The sequence below is a fragment of the Leifsonia sp. McL0618 genome, assembly GCF_049994905.1.
GTDB lineage: Bacteria > Actinomycetota > Actinomycetes > Actinomycetales > Microbacteriaceae > Diaminobutyricibacter.
In genome coordinates, this window is sequence record NZ_CP188258.1 from 2,604,057 (window position 1) to 2,622,399 (window position 18,343).

The following is an 18,343-nucleotide window of genomic DNA, read 5'->3' on the forward strand; positions in this document are numbered from 1 at the left end:
CCGGCCATCGGGGCGGTCAGGCGCGCGCCCTACCCGACGAGCAGCAGCACCCCGGCGACGAGCGACGCGAGCGCGAGCAGAAGGGCGATCGCCAGAAGCGCCGCGTGCACCCGCAGGAACCGTGTCGGGGCTCCCGCGCCATCCCGTGCCCGCGGATCGGCGGCGACGCGCTTGTAGAAGCGCGGCCACGCAATGACATTGAACAGAGCGTTGACGAACAGGACGATGGCGGCGAAGACGATCATGGTCAGTCCAGCCTACGAGAGCCTCAATAGCCGCCGTGCTCCTCCTCCAGCCGGGCGAGGTCGCGGCGGATCAGCAGGTTGAGGCGGGCCGGCCGTTCCCGTTCGTATTCCTCCTTCGTCGCCTCGACGCCCGAGAACGCGTCGAGCGACGCCTCGATGGCAGATCCGATCTCCGACCATGCGTCGTCGCGCGCCTTCTCGACGAGCCCGAGCAGGCCGGCCTCGTCGTCTGCACGCACCCGCAGCGCCTGTGCGAGCTCCTCGGCGACCCGTTCCCGGCGGCGCAGGTTGACGTTGTCGATGGCCCGGTAGTCGTGGATGTGCTCACCCTGGCCGTCGAGGCCGAGCGCAGACTCGCGCTCTTCGGCGATGCGCGTGCCCCCGGCATCCGATTCGTCTGCGAGCTCGCGCAGCGCAGCGGCCGCGACCGGGAGATACTTCTCGGCGTCGAAGACGGACTCGGTGCGGATGGCGTCGACGACGATGCGGTTCTTGACCGTCATACGCACCGAATACTCCGCGATCATCATGCCTTCGTCGAGGGCATGGTCGAGGGTGGTTGGCGCCGGGGACTCCAGCTGGGTCTCGTCGAACGGGCGCATGGGGGGCGCGACGGGCTTGCGTCGGCGTCTGAACCAGCGCATCCATTCCCCTCCGTCGAGACCCCTCACACCCATTGTCGCCGGTCGCATGGCCGGTGCGGCAATGGTTGTCTGCGAATCTGTGGAGGGACATGCCCGACTCGGATTTCGTTCTGGACCGGGTGGGCCCTATCGTCGTCGGGGCGGGTTTCAGCGGCCGCGCCCGCACGCCCGATGGAGACCCGATGACAGACACCACGATCGAATGCGCCGCGCTGCCCGCCGGATCGCTCGTCATCGTTCGCGTCGACTGGCACGACGAGCGTGCGGTCGCACTGCGCGCCGCGATGGATGCCGAAATCGCGCCACGCTACGCCGACCTCGCCGACGGGGCCGGCCCTGGACGAGCTGAAGAGGTCGCACTGGCCTTCGCGATCGACCCCGCCGACATCGCGGTGACCTACCTGGTGCTGGACGGCGAGACGCCGGTCGCCCACGCAGCCCTGCGATCGCTCGGCGGCGAATGGGAGCTGAAGCGCCTGGTGACGCTGCCGGCTTTCCGGGGGCGCGGGTACAGCCGCGCCCTGATCGCGGCCGTCGAGAGCGATGTCGTGGGTCGCGGTGGACGCAGGCTGATCCTGCAGACCGGTGCCCGCCAGCCTGAGGCCGTCCGGCTGTACGAAGGTCTCGGCTTCACGCGCATCCCCGTGTACGAGCCATACCTTGCGATCACCGAGTCACTCTGCTTCGAGCGGGTGCTCTGACGAGGCCGTCGGTGGGGCGCAACAACGAAACACAGGGTCACATGCCGTGCACGGACACGCCCCGATCGACTAAAACCGTAGGACCATGTCTCGCATCTACACGAGCAAGACCAACCCCGGCCGTGCGCGCTGGGAGCTCGCGGTCAGCCCTGCCGGGGACGTGTACGCCTTTCCGCTGACGCTGGCGATCGCGGACCGGCATGTGCTCGGCGGTCACTCCCGGTACCTCGTCGGGCACCTGCTCGAGCATGACGGCCAGTGGACGGCCACCGCCGCCTACGGACTGATCCTGGGCACGACGTTCCGCCGCCGGTCGTCAGCGCTCGCAGCCATCGCCGACGAGGCCGAACTCCAGCCGGTGCCGTAAGCGCGAACCCGGCTCAGAGGCGGGTGAGCCCGTCGGCGATCACAACGAAGCCGACGAGCACCAGGATCAGCGCCGACACGACCCGGTTGTTCTCCTCGAGCCATTTCCTGGCGTGCACGAGCGGCATCTCCGTGCGATCCGGCGCCACCAACCGCGCGATGATCGGGATGGCGACCGTCGAGGCGGCAACTAGCGTATAGATCAGGATGACCACCGCTACATCGCCCGGCGTCAGGCCGTCGCCCCGGAGCGCCAGTCCCGCCGCCGCGCTCAGCAGGATCGCCTTCGGGCGCAGGTTCAGCAGCAGCGCGAAACCGAACGACGACCACGGGCCGAATGAGCTCACGGCGTTGAGCCACCGGGGAACGCCGGTCGACGGGTTGCGTCTCCCCCGCATCCAGTTGATGACCGACAACGCGATGAGCCCGACACCGATGATGATCAGAAGGGTGCCTAGGACCACCTGCGATGTCTTCGGCACGGTCGCGGGTACCACTTCGGCAATGCCGAGCAGAACGACCAGTACCAGGGCGATCCCGAGGATCCAGCCGATCAGGAACGGAATCGACGAGCGGTTCCGGTTCTTGGACAACAGGATGAGGATCGTGGCCATGATCGGGATGGAACTGAGCGCGAACGCGACCGCGAGCGGCAGCACATGCCCCACCGCCGCCAGCATCGCTCCCCGACCCACTTTCCGGACTCCTTGCGGCACCCCTTCGGTGAAAGATAATGCGCGCCCCGCGTTCCTCCACATCACCCCGTTCGGATGATGTCGCCAACCTCACAGATCCCTAGCGTAGGGCCATGGCCGACAGCCGCGCGTTTCCCAGGGGCACGAACATCCTCGTCGCCCTCGGCGCGGCGACGCTGACCGCGATCGGCATCAGCGGCATCAAGGGCATCCTCGCGCCTGTGCTGCTCACCCTCATCCTGACGATCTGCGCGAACCCTGTGCGCACGGGGCTGCTGAAGCGCGGCGTGCCCGGCGGGATCGCGACGGGCTCGGTCATCCTCGTCGTCTTCGGCCTCCTCGCCGGCTTCACGTACACGCTCATCCTGGCCACCGCGCAGTTCGTCGCCATGCTGCCGAACTATTCGAAACAGTTCGAGCAGATCGGGGCGAGCATCGGGGCGTGGCTCACCAGCATCGGCGTCGGGCCCGAACAGGTGCAGGCCGTCGAGACGGGCCTCAACCCCACCAACATCGGGCACATCATCTCGGGTGTTCTGGGCAGTGTGGTCAGCATCACCGGTGCCCTGGTGATCATCCTGACGATGATGATCCTGATGGCGGCCGACGCCGCGTACGCCCGCACCATCCTGCACCAGCTGGGTACCCGCAACCCCGACCTGGTGACCGCGTTCACGGATTACGCGTCGAATGTGCGGCGCTACATGGTGGTGACGACGGTTCTGGGTGTCGTACAGGGCACACTGAACGCGATCGCGCTGTACATCCTGCACGTCCCGGCCGCCCTGCTCTGGGGCCTTCTGGCGTTCCTCTGCAGCTTCATCCCGAACATCGGCTACTTCTTCGCGCTGATCCCGCCGCTCGTGTTCGGCTTCCTGGTCGGCGGATGGCCGACCGTCATCGCGATCATCATCGTGTACGGCATCATCAACGCGGTCGTGCAGTCGATCATCCAGCCTCGTGTCGTCGGCCACGCCGTCTCGCTCAGCCAGAGCATCACGTTCTTCTCAGTGCTCTTCTGGGCTGTCGTGATCGGCCCGATCGGCGCCATCCTCGCCATCCCGCTGACGCTGCTGGGCAAGGCGTTACTCATCGACTCCAATCCGGATGCGTACTGGTGGCGACCGGCGCTCGGCCCCACGACCGAGACACGCGACCTCCTCAAAGCGGAGCAAGCGGAAGCGAAACACGAGCGCAAGGACAAGCGCGAGGCCAAAAAGCATCCGCCGTCGTCGACGCCGGGCGAGCCCGCCCCCGCCGACGCGTAGCTGTCCCTCCCCGGCCGACGCGTAGCTGTCCCTCCGCGGCCCGCCCCCATCGCGCTCACGCTCACCCGAGACCCGTCGAGCCCAGGGAAAGCACCTCATTCGTGAAGAATGGGGTGCTTTCCCTGGGCTCGACTCCGGTGCTCGGGGCTCGACTCCGGTGCTCGGGGCTCGACTCCGGTGCTGGGCTAGAGGCCCGTCCGGGCCTCTAGGCGACCGGATGCGATCGCCTCGAGGAACGCCTCGTAGTCCTGCTCGTTCTGGTCGGCGTACGCTTCAGCGAAGTCGGCGATCAGCTCGTCGAAGCGGCCGCTGCCGCCCATATATGCCGCGATCGCCACCCGGTCGCCGGAGCGCGCATGGGCGCGGGCGAGTGTTTCGCCGCAGACCTGGGCATACAGCTTGACCCCGACCGGACGACTCCCCTCGATCTCGAACGAACCCTTCCAATCGTGCAGCTGGCGGATGTAGAAATCGCGCGACTGCCCGTCATAGCCGGCCACCCTCTCCCAGCCGAGGAAGATGTCGCTCGCCGACTGCATCAGCCGCTGCCCGCGCACCACGCGTTCGCCGTGCGTGTCGAACTCACTCGGCTGGAGGAAACGCTCGAGCACCGAGGGCTGGGCCTCTTTCGCCTGAAGCAACAGGTAGTCCTTCGTGTTGCGGCCCTTGAGGAGCACGACCCACGCGCGCGTGCCGACACTTCCGACGCCGACGACCTTGCGGGCCATGTGCACGTACGAGTACTCGTCGATCGGGTGGTGCTTGAACAGCAGCGTCTGCGTGTAGTTCTCGATGATGCGGGTGATGAAGGCTTCATCCTGACGGCGCTCGAGGGCATCGGGGACGATGCTCTCGATCGGCTCGATGAGCGGCGGATCGGGCAGGATGCGCAGCTCGCCGTCGACAACACCGACCAGCTTCTCGAACGCGCCCATGCTGTCCTTGGTGCGTGCCTTCGCGATGATCTGCGCGGTACGCTCCGTCTGCAGCGCTCCGGCCTTCTCATCGCGTTGCTGCTGCTTCACCCAGTCGAGCATCTGGTCGGCATCCATGTGGTCGTACCAGGCGTCGAGCACAGGGATGGACGCCGAATAGCGCATCTGCTTGCGGTAGCCGTGCACGGCGGCGACGACGATTTCGCGGCGCTCGCCCGGCGAAAACCCGCGATACCTCGCCGCGATCTCGAAACTCGTGACCAGACGTTTCAGATCCCACTCCCATGGGCCGGGCAGCGTCTCGTCGAAGTCGTTGAGGTCGAAGATCATCGTGCGCTCCGGGGTGCCGAAGAGACCGAAATTAGAGAGGTGCGCGTCACCGCAGATCTGGGTGGTCATCCCCGAGTTGAGCGTCCCAGAGAGGTCTGACGCCATGATCAGCGCAGCTCCGCGATAGAAGGCGAACGGCGACACCATCATGCGTCCGTAGCGGATGGGCACGAGCTCGGGCACCCGGCTCTCGGCCTGCGACTCGAGAAGGGAAACAGGGTCGAGCCGGTCATCCGGTGGCTCCCACAGCGACTGGACCGAACGCGGCGTTCGCTCCCGGGCGGCGCGGCCGAGCGACTCCCGTGCTGCGAAATCGTGCAATGAGACTTCGATCGTCGAATCCATGACGCATCCTTTCGGTTCGACCTCCGCCGTTCAGTGTGTGAACGCAGAAACCTGCCCCTCCGTCGGCATCGGCGCTTCGAGCGCATCGAGGTAGGCGGCGGCCTCCGCGATATCGATGACGAGGCTCTCGGCGAGGTTACGGCTGAGTCCGTTGCGCACGACGATGCGCTGGACGACGACGTCGGTCAGGTCGTCGGGCATCGGGTAAGCGGGGATCAGCCAGCCCTTCAGCCGCAGGCGCTCCGACAGGTGGTAGAGGTTCCACTTGTCTGTGTGGCCTTTGCGAAGCTGCCAGGCGAACACGGGGATGTCGGTCCCGTCGTTCCAGAGCTCGAAGGCGGGCATCCTGCCGATCTCGCTCGCGAGGTAGACCGCGACATCCTGCGACGCCTTCTGCACGCGGTAGTAGCCGTCGAACCCGAGACGGAGGAACAGGTAGTACTGCAGCAGCACCTGGGCGCCCGGTCGTGAGAAGTTGAGGGCGAAGCTCGGCATGTGGCCGCCGAGGTACGTGACATCGAAGACGAGCTCCTTGGGCAGGTCGTCTTCGGTGCGCCAGATGACCCAGCCGAGACCGGGGTACACCAGGCCGTACTTGTGTGCGGATGTGCTGATGGAGGCGACGCGCGCGAGCCGGAAGTCCCAGATCAGGTCGGGCTGCAGGAATGGCGCGATCATTCCGCCCGACGCACCGTCGACGTGGATCGGGATGTTCAGCCCGGTCGACTGCTGGATGGCGTCGAGGGCCTGCGCGATCTTCTCGACCGGTTCGTACATGCCCGTGTAGGTGACACCCATGATCGCAACGACGCCGATCGTGTTCTCATCGACGTACGCGTCGAGGTCGTGACCATCGAGCACTTTGTGTTCGAGCGAGATCGGAACATAGCGGGCTTCGACATCCCAGTAGTGGCAGAACTTCTCCCAGCAGACCTGCACGGCGCTCGACAGGATGAGGTTCGGCTTGTCCGCCGGTTTGCCTTCCGCCTTGCGTGCGAGCTGCCAGCGGCGCTTCAGGGCGAGGCCGGCGAGCATGCACGCCTCGGACGAACCGATCGTGGAGGTGCCGATGGCTTTCTCCCGGTCGGGAGCGTGCCAGAGGCCGGCCAGCATCTTCCAGCACCGGGTCTCGATCGCGGCCGTCTGCGGGTACTCGTCTTTGTCGACCATGTTCTTGTCGGCCGACTCGGCATAGATCTTGCTGGCGAACCCGTCCATCCAGGTGCCGACGAACGTCGCGAGGTTCAGCCGCGAGTTGCCGTCGAGCATCGCTTCGTCATGCACAGCGATTCGCCCGGCGGAAGGGCGTCGAGCGGAAAATCGGTCGACTCGCCCGCGCGGGCGAAGATCGGGTTGAGCTGGTTCTGGTCGCCGATGCCGGTGAAAGCGTGGGGCACGTGGCCCGTCTTGCGGGTATTGGTGGCAGTCGTCATGCCTGCCACGCTATGAAGTCGCGCCGGATGGGGCATCATCCCATGCGGGTGATGTGGCTCCCCTCGGGCAACGTCATGCCTTTCCGGGTTTCGCGACCTTCGTGTGGAGGTCTCCCTGGGCGGCTCCCGAACCGGATTCGCCCCCGCCCTGCCCACGCAACAGGAACGCTGTGCCGACGGCGACCACGGCGCCGGCGATCGGCCCCACCACGTAGACCAAGTACGACGTGAAGTCGCCCGCCAGCAGATCGGGGCCGAAGGTGCGGGCCGGGTTCATCGAGGCACCTGAGATCGGGCTCGCCCACAGTCCGGCGAGCATGATGTAGGCGCCGACACCGAACGCGCCGATGATCCCGAGGTTCTGGGCGCCCGACGCTGTGCCGAGGATGACGCTGACGAGACCGAACGTCAGCACCAGCTCCATGACGAACGCGATACCGGCCGAGTAGCCAGTGGCCGGGTAGTTCGAGCCGTACTTCGCCGAGACGGGCAGCACTCCGGTGAGGAACCAGGCGGCGAGGGATGCGCCACCCAGCTGCACGAGGGTGTAGCCGGGCACGCGCGACCAGGGAAAGTCGCCGCGCAGCGCGAAAGCGATGCTCACGGCCGGATTGAGGTGCGCGCCAGACACCTTGCCCATGAACAGGATGATCGCGAACACCATCAGGCCGGGCGCGACGACCGCGTCGGTGCGGCTGATCGTATTCGGGAAGGCCTGGCCCATCATGCCGCCACCGGCAGCGACCAGCACGAGGAAGAACGTGCCGAGGAGTTCGGAGAAGAGGCGCCGCCACTCCTGGGACGTGTCGTGGAAGTCTTCGATCGCCCGGTCGACGGTGACCGGCAGGTGCGTGATGCGACCGTGCACCAGATCGGAGAGGACCGCGTTCGCCGGCTTGTCGAGTTCGTTTTCGTCGGTCATGGCGACAACCTAGTCCTCGGCGGTCGCGCCCGCGATCATACGGACAGGATGATGTCGGCCGGGAGCGAGCGGGATAGATTCGGCCGGAACGGCCGGACCCAGGGAGTGTGACATGGCGGCTGACCCGTTTTTCCGTCTCCGGCGCGAGGCGTGGGGGTTCGCGATCGGCTCGCTGTTCTTCATGGTCGGCGCCGTGCCCCTCTACGCCAGAGCGGTCGGGACGACGATCGACAACCTGACCTTCTTCATCGGCGCGCTGTTCTTCACGGCGGCGGCGATCATCCAACTCGCCCTGAGCGGGCGGCGCCCGCCGCTCCGGTCGACGAACCGCCCGAACTCGTTCGACTGGTGGTCGGCTGCCGTGCAGTTCGTCGGAACGCTGTTCTTCAACATCAGCACGACCGACGCACTGCTTCACTCCATCAACGACGCATCGCGCGTCAACAGCGGCTGGCGGCCGGACGTGTTCGGGTCGATCTGCTTCCTCATCTCGAGCGCGTTCGCGGTGGTTGCGACGACGGAGCGCGACCGGCTCTGGGATCCCCAGGCGCGCACCTGGCAGTGCACGTGGCTGAACATGACGGGATCGGTGCTGTTCGGGCTGTCCGCGATCGGCGCGTTCGTCATACCGTCGACCGGCGACCTGCTGAGCATGTTCTGGGCGAACGCGGGCACGCTGTTCGGGGCAGCCTGCTTCCTCGTCGCGGCCCTGCTGAGCCGGCCGGCGCGCGTGCCTGCCCCGGGCTCCGTCTGAGCGCACATGTTCTGTGCGGCGGGCCATCGGGCCCGGGCGTCAGGCGGCGACGGATGCGCGCACAGCCCAGGCGCGCGCGACCAGCGGGATCGTGCCATCCGCCCGGATCGGCAGCCGTTCGCGGATGCGGTCGCGCAGCCGCGCCCGTGCCCCCTCATCCAGCGACATCGCGTACGCCGGGGCCGGACCCTGCCCGGACAGGAACGGCTGCCAGTAGTCGTCGAAGTCGGCGAACGTCGTCGGCATGTCGATGGACCTCGCGTGCGGGCCGGTCAGTCCGGCGCCCGCGAAGAGTTCCTCCAGGCGCCCCGGGTCGCTGATCGGGAACCGGGCGCCCTCATCCGGGGCGTGCGCGTCGAGTTCGACCGCCGCGTCCCAGAAGTACCGCATCAGCTGCATGTGGCCCACATAGTCCCACACGTAGGCGGCGATCGAGCCGCCGCCACGGGTGACGCGTTTCGCCTCGGCGACGGCGGCGCGCGCATCCGGCACGAAGTTCAGCACCAGCCCCGACACGGTGACATCGACGGATGCGTCGGGCAGCGGGAGCGCCTCCGCGGCGCCCGTGAAGAACTCGGCCCGGTCGCCCAGCCGCCCCTTCGCGTCGGCGAGGAAGCCGTCGGACGGCTCGACACCCACCACGGATTCCGGAGCGCACCGGTCGAGGATCTCGGCGGTGAGTGCGCCGGTTCCGCTGCCGACATCGAGCCAGCGCAGCCCGGGCGGAAGCCCCAGCCAATCGAGGAACACGCGTGCGACGCGGGTGCTCCAGCGGCCGACGTAGCGCTCGTACCCTTCGCCACGCTCCCAGGTGTCGGCCACGCCTGTCTGCATCACGGCATCCTCCTCACCCCGCGCGGTTGCTGCCTCTTCCAGTCTCCTCCGTCTCGGCGACAATTCGTCAGTTTTCCTCCAGGGTGACGGGAGGATCAGCCGAATTCGGCGAGCACCCGTTCGAGCAGATGCGGTGCGAGCGGCCGGTCGGTCTCGAGCACGACCGTCACCGGTCGCGAGGCGCCGGTCGGCGCTGAGTCGACCGCGCGGGTGCGTCCGCGTTCGGGGCCGTCCGTCACATCCACCTCGATGACGACCGTCGAGGACCGCGAAGTGGCGAGTCCGCCCGCCACGATCGCGGCGGCGAGCGGATCGTGAAGTCCGCATCCACGTCGGCCGAGCACCGAGACGTAGTAGCCGAAGTACTGCTCCAGCATGGTCCCCAGGCTCCGGGGCAGCGGATGCACGGCCCCGAGCAGCCTCTCGCGGTCGGGCTCTTCGAGCAGGTGCTGCAGGGTCACGTCGAGCGGCACGAGGGTGAGTGGCCAGGCCGCCTCCACGACGGCTTGCGCCGCTTCGGGGTCGTGCCAGACGTTCGCCTCGGCGACGGGGCCGACGTTTCCGGGAACGTAGACGGCGCCGCCCATGACGATCACCTCGCGCACCCGTGACGCAATGCTCGGGTCGAGCTCGAGCGCGTTCGCAAGGTTGGCGAGCGGGCCGACCGCGAGCACAGTCAGCTCCCCGTCGTATTCGTGCGAGAGACGGACCAGCATGCTCGCCGCGTCTTCGTCGACCGGCTCCAGCCCCGACGGAGGAAGCTCGACCCCTCCGATGCCGTTCGCACCGTGCACCTCCGGAGCCCCGCCCGCGTACGTGCCGACCAGCGGATCGTGGGCACCGACCGCGACCGGAATCTCGGGGTGGCCCGCGAGCGCGAGCAGGTCGAGCGTGTTGCGTGCAGCCTGCGCCGCGTCGGTGTTGCCGCTCACCGAGCCGATGCCGACGAGTTCGACTTCAGGGGACGCCAACAGATAGGCGAGCGCGAGGGCATCGTCGACGCCGGTGTCGCAGTCGAAGTACACCGGTCGTCGCGTCACAGCAGTCGGCAGGGTGTCGTGCGTCGGTCCAGCATCTTCAGGCGTCATCGCGTCTCGTCTCCTCGGCTCAGGTTCCTATTCTGCGGCCAACCGAAATGTCGCGATGTCAACCCCTGCCCGCACGCGGCCGATGGGAGTTGAGTGACCATCATGAGACACCGAACACTCCAGACATATGCCGACTTCGGGGTCGATGTCATCGAAATCTCCGCCTCCGAATGGCGAGTGAGTCTTGCGGGCGGCGACGACGCCGACCCCCGGTCCCTGCTCGGCTTCGTGCAACGGGTCGACGGGATGTTCGAGGTCACGGAGATCTGTCGCCCCGGCAGGCGGAGCTACCACCGTCAGTTCGAGGCGGCGCTCGCCCAGCTGCAGAAGGCCTCGCCCCTCGACCAGGTGCTCGAGAACCCTTCGCCGCGTGCGACCCCGGTCGGGAAGCATGCAGGAGGCGCAATCTGGATGGGGCGGGAACGCGCCCGACACCGGTGATCCGCCCGGGCGGTCACGCCTGACGCAGCGATTCGGTGGCCGGACCCTCGAGCACGTCGCCGTCCGGTGCGAAACGCGACCCGTGCAGCGGGCAGTCCCACGAGAGTTCGGCATCGTTCCAGTGCACGATGCCGCCGAGGTGGGTGCACACCGCCGAGAGCGCGCAGGTGCGGCTCCCGACGGTGGACACAGCGATCGGATGCCGCCCGGCGTGCCCGACGTGTCCGGTGCCTTCCGCGGGCGGGCTCATCTCTTCGGCGATGTCGGGCGCCGTCGTCTCGGCGGCCACCCACGTCTTCGTCATCGTCGTCCCCACTTTTGCGTTCATCGCGATCCCGGCCACCAGGTCGGCAGGATGCGTGCGCCGGTGGTGCAGCTCCCTCGCCCAGTCGAGCGTCTGGCCGGTCAGGTCGGCGGTCAGGCTGAGTGCGGCCGCGACGCCGTTCGTCATCCCCCATTTGTTGTACCCGGTCGCGAGGTACACGCGGCCCCGGCCCCGTGGCAGCCAGCCGACGAACGGCACGAGGTTGGCTGCGCGGTAGTCCTGCGCCGACCAGCGTTGCGTCTCCACGGCACCGGGGAAAGCGTCGATGCCCCACTGCGCGAGGGCGTCGACGTACGCCCGCTCGGATTCGACGCGACCTGTCGGATGCCCGTTGCCTCCCACCAGCAAGAGTTCGCCGCCGGGATCGGGCGCCGTGCGCAGCGAATGCGTCGGTCGCTCGATCGACAGGTACATGCCGCGAGGGATGGCATCCGGACCACCCGGCACGAGCAGCGCGACGACGTACGAACGACGCACCTCGGTCTTGGCGAAGTACAACCCGCGCTCGAGGATGGGCGCACCGGTCGCCAGCACAATTGCATCCGCCGTCATCGGGCCGGATGCCGTACTCACCGTCGCCGGATTGCCCGCGTCGACCGCGACCACTCTCTCGCCTTCGACCACCAGGCCGCCCGCCGCCCGCACGTCGTCCGCCAGCGCGAGCAGCACATCCATCGGGTCGAACTGCGCCTGGTTGCGAAGACGCAGCGCGCCCCTGACCGGGAACGGCAGTTCCGTGTCGTCGTCCCGTTCGACCGAGAGTCCGGCCGCGCGAGCTGCGGCGAGTTCGGCATCCAGGAGGACAAGACCGTCGTCGGTCGTCGCGAAGGTGTACGCGTCGCGGTGCTGCACCTCGACGGAACGAACGTCCAGATAGTCGAGCAGCCAGCGGCGCGCGGCGAGATTGCCGTCGACGTATGCACGGAGCACACTGTCGTTCATGTGGTGGCGGATGCTCCCCAGCACGTCCCCCTGCAGCAGACTGAGCTTGGCCGACGTGTTGCCGGTGGCGGCAGCGCCGATCTGCCGCGCCTCCAGCACGGCCACGCGCATGCCAGACCTGCACAGCATGAGCGCGGTCGTGAGCCCCGTGATCCCCGCGCCGACGACGATCGTGTCGACGTGTTCGCCTGCGGGGTACGGATCGGTGTTGGCACGGCCCGCGCGCGCCAGCCAGAGCGATGTCATGGCGGCCCTCCTGCCTCGGACGGCCCGTGCGGCACTGGGCCTCATGCGGCACGGTACGCCTGATCGGTGCCGAACGGTCCCTCTCGGTGCAAACATCGGCCAGACTGGACCCACGCATACGCGCTGGCGAGAAGAGGACCCATGGCTGAACCGGGTGACGGCCGCGTCGCCGTCTACATCGACTTCGACAACATCATCCTGTCCCGGTACGACCAGGTGAACGGCCGCAACGCGTTCCAGCGCGACAAGGCGAAGATCGCGGCGGGCCGCAATGCCGATCCCGACGTCGCAGAACGCCTGGCCAGGGCAACGGTCGACCTCGGCGCCGTGATCGACTTCGCTTCGTCGTTCGGCACGCTCGTGCTGACGCGTGCCTACGCGGACTGGTCGACGCCGATGAACGCCGAATACCGTGGGCAGCTGGTGGGGCGGGCGGTGGACCTGGTGCAGTTGTTCCCGGCAGCCGCCTACGCGAAGAACGGGGCCGACATCCGCCTCGCCGTCGACGCCGTCGAAGACCTGTTCCGGCTCCCCGACCTGACCCATGTGGTCATCGTCGCGGGCGACTCCGACTACATCGCCCTCGCGCAGCGCTGCAAGCGGCTCGGCCGCTACGTCGTCGGAGTCGGGATGGCCGGCTCGACCAGCAAGACCCTGGCCGCCGCCTGCGACGAATTCGTCAACTACGACGACCTGCCGGGCGTTGTGCCGCTGAAGCGCGAGGCGGCCAAGGCCGCAGAGCCGGCAGCCGCCCCCGCAGCGGCGGCACCGGCGAAAGGCCGGGGTGGCGCGAAGAAGGCGGCCGGTGCAGCATCCGAGCCGGCCGAGGCCGCCTCCGGTTCGGCCGAATCGGGCGCCGGTTCAGCATCCGGGGCGGCAGAAACGGTCGCCGCGTCGGTCGAGCCGGTGGCCGAACCCGCCGCCGCGGCCCCTGCGCGGTCCCGTCGCAGGGCTCGCCTGGGCGGTCCTGCCGAGACCGTGGAGTCGGTAGAGCTGGAGCCCGAGGTCGAAGAACCCGCGGAAGACCCGCAAGCCGTCGCCTCGCGCCTGCTCGAGCGGGCCCTGCGCCTCGGCCACGAGAAGGACGACGCGGACTGGCTGCACAGCTCGTCGGTCAAGACGCAGATGAAGCGGATGGATCCGTCGTTCAGCGAGAAGACACTCGGGTTCCGGTCGTTCTCCGACTTCGTGAAATCGCGACCCGACATCGCGGAACTCGACGAATCGAGCACGACGCGGCTCATGAGACTGGCGGCGGATCGCGCAGACGCCTGAGCGCCCGCCCGGCGGTGGAACAAATCCGCATTGAGAATCGTTCTCATCAGCGGAAGGGAATCCACCATGAAGGTACGCAACTCGCTCAGTTCGATGAAGACCCAGCAGGGGTCCCAGGTCGTGCGCCGCCGCGGCCGCACGTTCGTGATCAACAAGCTGAACCCACGCTTCAAGGCCCGCCAGGGCTGACGCATTCGCCCGAGCACCGGGTTGTTCCCGTCACGACCGCTTGACAACGGGAACAACCCGGTGCTCGACGCTTTTTTGGGGGGCGCGCAGAGGCGATCTCCTCGACTAGCATTCGGATCGTCGGATCGGATCGAGGGCAGCATGGGCACGCTCGTCTACAACGGCACCGCCGAGTTCACGTTCGACGACCGCGTGCTCGCACACCTCCAGATCGTCATCGGCCTGAAACTGCGCCGGCGCGAAGGCTTCCTGATGACGTGGATCGACCGCACGATGGGAGGCGGCGACGGCGTCGCCACCACCGCCTGGATCGACCCGTCGCAGAGCCTGCTCTTCCGGTATACCGGGAGCCAGATGCCTCCGATCAACAAAGACTGGCTGATGCTCCTCACCGAATCGTCGAATTCGTCGGCAGGACTGCGCCTCGACGACGACATCCGCGCGGAGATCCGCGAAGAGATTCCTGAAGGCACCGTCGCGAAGAAAAGGCGACGACCGCCCGCGGTCAGTTGACCCCCGGGATCACCACCCAGTGCAGGGCGAGAACGATCCACGCTGCGGTGAGGATGAGGGCGACGATCGTCATCGCGCCGACTCCACGACGCTTGCCGGGCAGCACGAGCTGAACCACCAGCACGATCAGCGTGATCACCGCGAGTGTCACTGCGCCGAACGGGATGGCCGGGAAGAACAGCGACAGCACGAAAAGCGCCCCGGCGATGATCTCGATGACGGCGAGGATGGGTGTTCCGCGCCCACGGGTGCGGGCGGCACCATCGATGACGGCGAGTACGCCACCGACGAGGCCGATGAGCAGGAGCCAGGAGAGCGTGATCACTGCAGTTCCTTCTGTTCGGGTGTGCGGACTGGTATCCGCTGCGCATAGTACGCCTTGATGGTTGTCTCCAATGCCGGTCAGGGCGTACGGTCGGCACTGATGTGTCAGCAGGGGAGCTGACCTCGAAGGAGTCAGACCGTGATCCGTCGCCGTTTCGTCCTGCCCGTTGCCATCACCACCTTTGCGCTCGCCACCATCGGCCTCAGTTCGGTCAGTGCCGTGGCGGCCACCGAGGCGACCGGTTCGCCCGGCGCGGTCAGTCACCAGGGCCAGTCGCGCAAGGACTGCGTCGGCACCGCCCGCAACACCGGATCGAAGATCTGGTTCACGGTGGCGAACGGCATCCTGAGCGACGTGTACGCGCCGACGGTGGATGCGACCAACGTCGAAACCATGCAGTACCTGGTCACCGACGGCGCGAGTTTCGCCGACCTCCAGGAACGTGACACGACCTACACGGTCGCCTCCGACCCGACCGGGATGACCTGCACGGTGACCTCGACGGCGAAGAGCGGCGCATACCGGCTCGTCACCACCTACCTCACCGACCCGGCTCGCGACAGCGTCGTTGCGCACACGACGTACGTTCCGCTGACGGAGAGCGCACACAACTACTCGCTGTACCTGCGGCTGGATGCGAACGCCGGCGGCAACGGGGGCGGCGGGACCGCGAACGGCGGCGCCGACAACGCCGTCGTCGACACCTCGACCGGAACGCCCGTGCCGGTCACCTACGACACGCACACCACCAGCCAGGCGAATCGCACGGCGTACGCCGTCCCCTCGTTCCTCGCCCTGCGGGCAGACCAGCCGTTCTCGGCTGTGAGCAGCGGTTTCGTCGGAACCGCGAGCGATTCGATCACGCAGCTCGACAGCATCCATGCGCTCAGCCCCGCGACGGAGACCGCCACCGGCGGCAACGTCGAGCAGACCGTCGGCGTTGCGCGCGACCACAGCGGATCCGCCACGATCGCCCTCGGCTTCGGCACGACGCAGGCGGCGGCCGTAGCGACGGCAGGATCGACGCTGCAGGGTTCGCTCGCACAGCTCACCGCGACCTACCTCGGCGGCTGGGCGAAATACGACGCAGGCCTCAAGCGCCCAGACCTCACCGGAAAGGGCCTGACCAGCAGCCAGCGTGCGACAGCGCTCGTCGACTACTACCAGTCGGCGAACGTCGTCAAGGCATCGGAAGACAAGACCTACCCGGGCGCGATCGTGGCCGGCCTCGACGCACCCTGGGGCCAGTCCATCGTCGCAAACGACCCCAACAACCTGTTCACGAGCGGCTACCGCGAAGTCTTCTCGCGCGACCTGTACGAGGCATGGACGGCCCTGTACACCGACGGCGACCTCGCGACGGCACGCGACACCGTGCGCTTCCTGCTGACGAAGAGCCAGCAGGCCAACGGGTCGCAGCCGCGCAACTCGCTCGTCGACGGCACGAAGGCGGCGGATGCGTTCAACGACCAGCTCGATGAGACGTCGTACCCCATCCTGATGGCCCTCCAGTCCGGACTCGCCGCCGACAACACCCTGTGGCCGCACATCAGGAGCGCGGCGAACTTCCTGATCAGCCACGGTCCGAGCTTCGGCGTCGAGCGCTGGGAGGAGCAGACGGGCTACTCCCCCTCCACCATCGCCGCCGAGATCGCCGGCCTGATCGCCGCAGCGACGATCGCCGACGCGCACGGGGATGCGGCGAGCGCCAGGACGTGGCGCGCAACCGCCGACCAGTACCAGCGCACCATCAAGGCCTGGGGGGTCACGACGACGGGAACCCTGTCGACGTCGCCCTACTTCATCCGTCTCTCCAAGACCGGTGACCCGAACGCCGCGATCTCCTACAACGTGGGCAACGGCGGCCCGACACTCGATCAGCGTTCGATCGTCGACGCCGGGTTCCTCGAATACGTGCGGCTCGGCATCCTGCCCGCGAGCGATCCGGTGATCGCCGACTCTTTGGCCGTCACCGACGGGACCATCAAGCATCAGACGGCCAACGGCCCCGGCTGGATGCGCTACAACGGCGACGGATACGGCGACTGCGTCGCGGGCTCCGGCAACGCCTGCACCATCACCGGGGCGCCGTGGACGAACGGGAACAGCGGCACCGGCCACCCGTGGCCCGTGCTCGGTGCCGAGCGTGCGCAGCAGTACCTCGCGCAGGGCCAGTCCGGAAATGCGGCATCGGTGCTGGTCGCCATCAACGCGATGAACTCCGGCGCCGGGCTCGTGCCCGAGCAGGTGTGGGACCAGCCGGACCTCGCCCGGGCGCCGTACGGGTCTGACCCGGCCACCGCATCCATCGGGTTCGTGAACGGCGAAGCCGACGGGTCGGCCTCCCCGCTCTCGTGGGGCTCCGCCTCGCAGGTGCGGCTGACGGCCGACCTGGCCGCGGGCCGGAGCGTCGAACAGCCCGCAGAGGTGCGCGACCGGTATGTGAAGCACACCCAGAAGGGGACCGCACTCACGGTGACGGCGCCGACCGACGGCACGGCGGCCGGCTCGACGATCACCGTCACCGGTACGGCGGTACGGAATGCAACCATCGATGTGGCGGATGTCGCCACGGACGGCAACTCGGCCACGACCCACACCATGGCCACAGTCGGGAACGACGGATCGTTCAGCATCGACCTCACGGCGGCCGCCGGGACGAACGTGCTGGTCGTGTCGAGCACCGCACCGAACGGCGGGACGGCACAGACCGTGCGTTCCGTCGTCAACGACGTCGTCAACGGCACGCTGATCTACACCGCCGACGACCCGACCGGCGACGACAACGGGCCGGGAACGTACGCGTATCCCACGTCGGGCGACTTCAAACCCGGCGCGTTCGACCTGACGAAGTTCCAGGTCTACGACACCGGGAGCACGGTGACGTTCCGCGTGCAGACCGCAGATCTCACGCCGACCTTCGGGTCCACGAACGGAGCACAGCTCGTCGACGTCTACGTCGGCCAGCCAGGCTCCGCGAGCACATCGACGGCGTCGAGCTACCCGGGTATGAACTACCAGGTCTCCCCCGCGTGGAGCCGGCTGATCGAAGCGCAGGGCTTCCCCGGGAGCAAGATCGTGGATGCCTCCGGCACCTCGACCGGCACGGTCACCGTGAACGCGAACCAGGTCTCGCGATACATCACCTTCAGCGTCGACAAGACGGCCCTGGGCGGCACTCCGGCGAGCGGATGGACGTTCGCGGTGACCCTGACCGGCCAGGACGGAACACACGGCGTCGACCAGACCAGGAGCTTCACCAGCACGCCGGGCGCATACAGCTTCGGCGTGTGCGGCTCCGGTGTGTCGAACCCGCTGTGCGCCGGCGACCCGAACGCGGTCCCGAAGGTGATGGACACGATCGCGCCGGCCGGTTTCACCCAGTCCGACGAACTGAACTTCCTCATCCACACCCCCGTCGTCGTCCACGGCCTGACCGTGCCCTAGCCGACCGTCGAGCACAGGAAAAAGCACCCCAATCGCGAGATTTGGGGTGCTTTTTCCTGTGCTCGACGGTGTGTGGCGCG

Annotated in this window: 20 protein-coding genes; 9 read left to right on the forward strand and 11 right to left on the reverse strand. The window is 67.7% G+C overall.

Annotation, left to right across the window (positions count from 1 at the left end):
* Positions 1 to 29 precede the first annotated feature (29 nt).
* On the reverse strand, positions 30 to 245 hold the full coding sequence (locus tag ACPPVQ_RS12495; protein WP_426515422.1) for an SCO4848 family membrane protein: 216 nt from the start codon (positions 243 to 245) through the stop codon (positions 30 to 32).
* A 23-nt stretch (positions 246 to 268) separates the two neighbouring features.
* Entirely contained in the window at positions 269 to 889 is a 621-nt protein-coding gene (locus tag ACPPVQ_RS12500) for a hypothetical protein (protein WP_426515423.1), read from the reverse strand.
* A 182-nt stretch (positions 890 to 1,071) separates the two neighbouring features.
* Between ACPPVQ_RS12500 and ACPPVQ_RS12505 the strand changes: the two genes are divergently transcribed.
* Both ACPPVQ_RS12505 and ACPPVQ_RS12510 read left to right on the forward strand, forming a co-directional pair.
* The gene (locus ACPPVQ_RS12505; RefSeq protein WP_426515424.1) at positions 1,072 to 1,590 is read left to right on the forward strand and encodes a GNAT family N-acetyltransferase; all 519 of its coding nucleotides are present in this window, start codon (positions 1,072 to 1,074) and stop codon (positions 1,588 to 1,590) included.
* An 85-nt stretch (positions 1,591 to 1,675) separates the two neighbouring features.
* The gene (locus ACPPVQ_RS12510; protein ID WP_426515425.1) at positions 1,676 to 1,957 is read left to right on the forward strand and encodes a hypothetical protein; all 282 of its coding nucleotides are present in this window, start codon (positions 1,676 to 1,678) and stop codon (positions 1,955 to 1,957) included.
* Between the two features lie 13 nt (positions 1,958 to 1,970).
* On the opposite strand, the gene ACPPVQ_RS12515 is transcribed toward ACPPVQ_RS12510, so the two are convergent.
* Positions 1,971 to 2,651, reverse strand: a complete 681-nt coding sequence (locus ACPPVQ_RS12515) for a GAP family protein (RefSeq protein WP_426515426.1) — start codon at positions 2,649 to 2,651, stop codon at positions 1,971 to 1,973.
* A gap of 113 nt (positions 2,652 to 2,764) precedes the next feature.
* Here ACPPVQ_RS12515 and ACPPVQ_RS12520 point away from each other — a divergent pair, with 113 nt between their 5' ends.
* Entirely contained in the window at positions 2,765 to 3,919 is a 1,155-nt protein-coding gene (locus ACPPVQ_RS12520) for an AI-2E family transporter (RefSeq protein ID WP_426515427.1), read from the forward strand.
* Positions 3,920 to 4,104: 185 nt separating this feature from the next.
* On the opposite strand, the gene ACPPVQ_RS12525 is transcribed toward ACPPVQ_RS12520, so the two are convergent.
* The 4 genes from ACPPVQ_RS12525 to ACPPVQ_RS12540 all read right to left on the reverse strand — a co-directional run bounded on the left by ACPPVQ_RS12525 (position 4,105) and on the right by ACPPVQ_RS12540 (position 7,884).
* Positions 4,105 to 5,529 (reverse strand): DUF2252 domain-containing protein, encoded by a 1,425-nt coding sequence (locus tag ACPPVQ_RS12525; RefSeq protein WP_426515428.1) that lies wholly within the window; start codon positions 5,527 to 5,529, stop codon positions 4,105 to 4,107.
* A gap of 30 nt (positions 5,530 to 5,559) precedes the next feature.
* Positions 5,560 to 6,813, reverse strand: coding sequence for a glutamate decarboxylase (locus tag ACPPVQ_RS12530; RefSeq protein ID WP_426515429.1), 1,254 nt, complete (start codon positions 6,811 to 6,813; stop codon positions 5,560 to 5,562).
* Entirely contained in the window at positions 6,774 to 6,962 is a 189-nt protein-coding gene (locus tag ACPPVQ_RS12535) for a hypothetical protein (RefSeq protein WP_426515430.1), read from the reverse strand. Before ACPPVQ_RS12535 ends, ACPPVQ_RS12530 begins: the two co-directional genes overlap by 40 nt.
* 73 nt (positions 6,963 to 7,035) lie before the next feature.
* A complete protein-coding gene (locus tag ACPPVQ_RS12540; RefSeq protein WP_426515431.1) occupies positions 7,036 to 7,884 on the reverse strand; it encodes an MIP/aquaporin family protein in 849 nt (282 codons plus the stop codon).
* Between the two features lie 112 nt (positions 7,885 to 7,996).
* Here ACPPVQ_RS12540 and ACPPVQ_RS12545 point away from each other — a divergent pair, with 112 nt between their 5' ends.
* Positions 7,997 to 8,638: a hypothetical protein gene (locus tag ACPPVQ_RS12545; RefSeq protein ID WP_426515432.1), complete on the forward strand. Its 642-nt coding sequence runs from the start codon at positions 7,997 to 7,999 to the stop codon at positions 8,636 to 8,638.
* Positions 8,639 to 8,677: 39 nt separating this feature from the next.
* On the opposite strand, the gene ACPPVQ_RS12550 is transcribed toward ACPPVQ_RS12545, so the two are convergent.
* Together ACPPVQ_RS12550 and ACPPVQ_RS12555 are read right to left on the reverse strand one after the other, a co-directional pair.
* Positions 8,678 to 9,472, reverse strand: coding sequence for a class I SAM-dependent methyltransferase (locus ACPPVQ_RS12550; RefSeq protein WP_426521256.1), 795 nt, complete (start codon positions 9,470 to 9,472; stop codon positions 8,678 to 8,680).
* A 95-nt stretch (positions 9,473 to 9,567) separates the two neighbouring features.
* Positions 9,568 to 10,560, reverse strand: coding sequence for a nucleoside hydrolase (locus ACPPVQ_RS12555; RefSeq protein WP_426515433.1), 993 nt, complete (start codon positions 10,558 to 10,560; stop codon positions 9,568 to 9,570).
* A 102-nt stretch (positions 10,561 to 10,662) separates the two neighbouring features.
* Between ACPPVQ_RS12555 and ACPPVQ_RS12560 the strand changes: the two genes are divergently transcribed.
* Entirely contained in the window at positions 10,663 to 11,001 is a 339-nt protein-coding gene (locus tag ACPPVQ_RS12560; protein WP_426515434.1) for a hypothetical protein, read from the forward strand.
* A gap of 13 nt (positions 11,002 to 11,014) precedes the next feature.
* Here the strand turns inward: ACPPVQ_RS12560 and ACPPVQ_RS12565 are convergent, their stop codons facing one another.
* Entirely contained in the window at positions 11,015 to 12,514 is a 1,500-nt protein-coding gene (locus tag ACPPVQ_RS12565; RefSeq protein WP_426515435.1) for an FAD-dependent oxidoreductase, read from the reverse strand.
* Positions 12,515 to 12,655: 141 nt separating this feature from the next.
* Here ACPPVQ_RS12565 and ACPPVQ_RS12570 point away from each other — a divergent pair, with 141 nt between their 5' ends.
* The 3 genes from ACPPVQ_RS12570 (at position 12,656) to ACPPVQ_RS12580 (ending at position 14,491) form a co-directional block, all read left to right on the forward strand.
* Positions 12,656 to 13,789 carry an NYN domain-containing protein gene (locus tag ACPPVQ_RS12570; protein ID WP_426515436.1) on the forward strand — a complete coding sequence of 378 codons (1,134 nt, stop codon included), beginning with the start codon at positions 12,656 to 12,658 and terminating at the stop codon, positions 13,787 to 13,789.
* A 66-nt stretch (positions 13,790 to 13,855) separates the two neighbouring features.
* Complete coding sequence (gene ykgO, locus ACPPVQ_RS12575) at positions 13,856 to 13,978, forward strand: type B 50S ribosomal protein L36 (protein ID WP_426515437.1); 123 nt, start codon at positions 13,856 to 13,858, stop codon at positions 13,976 to 13,978.
* Positions 13,979 to 14,119: 141 nt separating this feature from the next.
* Entirely contained in the window at positions 14,120 to 14,491 is a 372-nt protein-coding gene (locus ACPPVQ_RS12580; protein WP_426515438.1) for a hypothetical protein, read from the forward strand.
* Here the strand turns inward: ACPPVQ_RS12580 and ACPPVQ_RS12585 are convergent.
* Positions 14,484 to 14,816, reverse strand: coding sequence for a hypothetical protein (locus ACPPVQ_RS12585; protein ID WP_426515439.1), 333 nt, complete (start codon positions 14,814 to 14,816; stop codon positions 14,484 to 14,486). The two genes, ACPPVQ_RS12580 and ACPPVQ_RS12585, sit on opposite strands and share 8 nt — an antisense overlap.
* A gap of 138 nt (positions 14,817 to 14,954) precedes the next feature.
* On the opposite strand from ACPPVQ_RS12585, the gene ACPPVQ_RS12590 reads away from it, so the two are divergent.
* The gene (locus tag ACPPVQ_RS12590; protein ID WP_426515440.1) at positions 14,955 to 18,263 is read left to right on the forward strand and encodes a glucodextranase DOMON-like domain-containing protein; all 3,309 of its coding nucleotides are present in this window, start codon (positions 14,955 to 14,957) and stop codon (positions 18,261 to 18,263) included.
* The last annotated feature ends 80 nt before the right edge of the window (positions 18,264 to 18,343 follow it).

Bases quoted from the DNA above. Each gene is read 5' to 3' on its own strand.
- ACPPVQ_RS12570 (WP_426515436.1), top strand. From the start codon at position 12,656: ATGGCTGAACCGGGTGACGGCCGCGTCGCCGTCTACATCGACTTCGAC.
- ACPPVQ_RS12565 (WP_426515435.1), bottom strand. From the start codon at position 12,514: ATGACATCGCTCTGGCTGGCGCGCGCGGGCCGTGCCAACACCGATCCG.
- ACPPVQ_RS12580 (WP_426515438.1), top strand. From the start codon at position 14,120: ATGGGCACGCTCGTCTACAACGGCACCGCCGAGTTCACGTTCGACGAC.
- ACPPVQ_RS12495 (WP_426515422.1), bottom strand. From the start codon at position 245: ATGATCGTCTTCGCCGCCATCGTCCTGTTCGTCAACGCTCTGTTCAAT.
- ACPPVQ_RS12505 (WP_426515424.1), top strand. From the start codon at position 1,072: ATGACAGACACCACGATCGAATGCGCCGCGCTGCCCGCCGGATCGCTC.
- ACPPVQ_RS12545 (WP_426515432.1), top strand. From the start codon at position 7,997: ATGGCGGCTGACCCGTTTTTCCGTCTCCGGCGCGAGGCGTGGGGGTTC.
- ACPPVQ_RS12560 (WP_426515434.1), top strand. From the start codon at position 10,663: ATGAGACACCGAACACTCCAGACATATGCCGACTTCGGGGTCGATGTC.
- ACPPVQ_RS12500 (WP_426515423.1), bottom strand. From the start codon at position 889: ATGCGCTGGTTCAGACGCCGACGCAAGCCCGTCGCGCCCCCCATGCGC.
- ACPPVQ_RS12525 (WP_426515428.1), bottom strand. From the start codon at position 5,529: ATGGATTCGACGATCGAAGTCTCATTGCACGATTTCGCAGCACGGGAG.
- ACPPVQ_RS12540 (WP_426515431.1), bottom strand. From the start codon at position 7,884: ATGACCGACGAAAACGAACTCGACAAGCCGGCGAACGCGGTCCTCTCC.
- ACPPVQ_RS12520 (WP_426515427.1), top strand. From the start codon at position 2,765: ATGGCCGACAGCCGCGCGTTTCCCAGGGGCACGAACATCCTCGTCGCC.
- ykgO (WP_426515437.1), top strand. From the start codon at position 13,856: ATGAAGGTACGCAACTCGCTCAGTTCGATGAAGACCCAGCAGGGGTCC.
- ACPPVQ_RS12555 (WP_426515433.1), bottom strand. From the start codon at position 10,560: ATGACGCCTGAAGATGCTGGACCGACGCACGACACCCTGCCGACTGCT.
- ACPPVQ_RS12550 (WP_426521256.1), bottom strand. From the start codon at position 9,472: ATGCAGACAGGCGTGGCCGACACCTGGGAGCGTGGCGAAGGGTACGAG.
- ACPPVQ_RS12510 (WP_426515425.1), top strand. From the start codon at position 1,676: ATGTCTCGCATCTACACGAGCAAGACCAACCCCGGCCGTGCGCGCTGG.
- ACPPVQ_RS12535 (WP_426515430.1), bottom strand. From the start codon at position 6,962: ATGACGACTGCCACCAATACCCGCAAGACGGGCCACGTGCCCCACGCT.